This is a genomic window from Paraburkholderia nemoris, assembly GCF_905221015.1.
Lineage (GTDB): Bacteria > Pseudomonadota > Gammaproteobacteria > Burkholderiales > Burkholderiaceae > Paraburkholderia > Paraburkholderia nemoris.
In genome coordinates this window covers 1-2,016 of record NZ_CAJNBO010000095.1, presented here as the reverse complement: position 1 = coordinate 2,016, position 2,016 = coordinate 1, and the positions used below count along the sequence as shown (strand labels likewise).

General features: G+C 58.2%; 1 protein-coding gene. It reads left to right on the top strand.

Features of this window, described 5'->3' with window-relative positions; genetic code table 11:
- Positions 1 to 249: 249 nt before the first annotated feature.
- On the top strand, positions 250 to 1,626 hold the full coding sequence (locus KHO33_RS41785) for an IS4 family transposase (RefSeq protein WP_200568555.1): 1,377 nt from the start codon (positions 250 to 252) through the stop codon (positions 1,624 to 1,626).
- The last annotated feature ends 390 nt before the right edge of the window (positions 1,627 to 2,016 follow it).

Below are 2,016 nucleotides of genomic sequence, written 5' to 3'. Positions count from 1 at the left end.
GGGCTGTGTCAGGCGTATCCATTTGCGTGCTCCTTCGGAGAAAACGAGTGTGCAACTCCCGTTTTACTCCAGTCGGGCTTTCTGTCGCTGCCCTCCCACATAGCATCTAGGGCGAATGGCACTTACTTAAGCCAGCATGGAGGAGAAGACGCGGGTAAGTGCTTGAAGAGAAAGGGAGGGGGCTGATCCGAGGATTGATACGATGGTTGTTACCAGGCAAACACCGTCTCATTCCAAAGAACAGCCCCCATGGATCGTAATGCACGAAGTCATCACAGGCAAACACGAAGCAGCGTTCAAAGCCAGGCGCGCAAGGCACAGGCCGTCGACTACTTCAACATACTGACGAGCCCGGAGCTGTTGGACATAACGGAAGCGTATTTGCCAGAACATCGGGAACGGCTGTATCCGCCGACGGTGACACTGTCGATGTTCATGCGCCAGGCGCTGGAAGAGGACGCCTCCTGTCAGAAGGCGGTCAACGGGTGGGCCGCGCAGCGAGCTGCCGACGGGCTGCGACCCATGAGTGTGCGTACGGGAGGCTACTGTCGCGCTCGCCAGAGACTGCCGCTGACGATGGTGCGGGAGTTGGCGCGCGAGACGGGGCGTCAACTGCATGAGCAGGCCAGGCCGGCCTGGAAGTGGCGCGGGCGGCCGGTCAAGCTGGTTGACGGCACAGGAATCTCGATGCCCGATACGCCGTCGAACCAGGCCCGCTTCCCGCAGTCCAGTTCTCAGGCCGAAGGAGTGGGATTTCCGTTAGCCTATCTGGTTGCGGTGATCTGTCTGGCAAGCGGCGCAGTGCTGGAGGCGGGTGTCGGAACGTACGCGGGCAAAGGCAGCGGGGAGCTGACGGCGTTTCGCATGCTGCAAGATACGTTTTGTAAAGGTGATGTGATCGTCGCCGATGCCTTGTACTGCCACTACTTTCTGATGGCCTCAATGATCGCCGCCGGAGTGGATGTCGTGATGGAACAGCATGGGGCGCGCCGCACGGACTTCCGGCGAGGCAAGTCGCTGGGCATGCGCGATCACATTGTGACGTGGCCCAAACCCCGGCAGCGTCCCGACTGGATGACGCGTGAGCAGTACCAGGCCTTCCCCGATGAACTGATGGTGCGCGAGTCCAGGCTGCATCACCGGGTGCTGGTCACCACAATGCTTGATGCACGCAAGACCAGCAAACAGGACCTCTCGCAGTTGTACGCCAGGCGCTGGAACGTGGAACTGGATCTACGTAACATCAAGACGACGATGGGTATGGACGTACTGCATTGCCAGACAGCCCACATGAACGAGAAGGAGATCTGGGTCCATCTGCTGGCCTATAACGTGATTCGGTTGCTGATGGCGCAGGCCGCGAGCCACTATGCCACCGATCCGAGAACACTGAGTTTCAAACACACCGTGCAGTTATGGACTGAATGGCTGGCCCGAGGTCTGACAGCAACCCACGACCAGAGTCTCCTGTTCAACCTGATCGCACAGTCTTGCGTTGGGAATCGCCCCAGTCGCATCGAACCACGAATGCGGAAACGAAGACCGAAGTCTTACCCATGGCTGAAAGAGCCTCGTCACATCGCACGCGAGCGCGTCCGAAAATATGGACACGCTCCACGGGCTTAAGTAAGTGCCATTCGCTCTAGGGCGGGTGGGTAATCGGTCTGGCCACGCTGGTAGGTAGCTGGGCATTGCTCGACGAGCTATTTTCCAATCGTGTCAGCTTGCGGCGAAAAAGGGCTTTCCGCCCGGAAGCATGAGCAGTTGGCGACTGCTCGCCGGAAACATTTCCGCCACAGCTGAAGTTTATGCATCAACTTAGGATTGCTTCTGAATTGATAACGAAAAAAAGCAGATCATGACGGATCTGACTGCGCATCGAAGTGCTCGCCAAGCATATCCGTTAACATCCATAGTGGACACGGCTTGCGACAGAGGCCATCGAAACCGACGCGTCTGATTTCGGCGGGCGACATCTCGCGGCAGGCCTGGCTAAGTGCAACAATGAGGACGCTA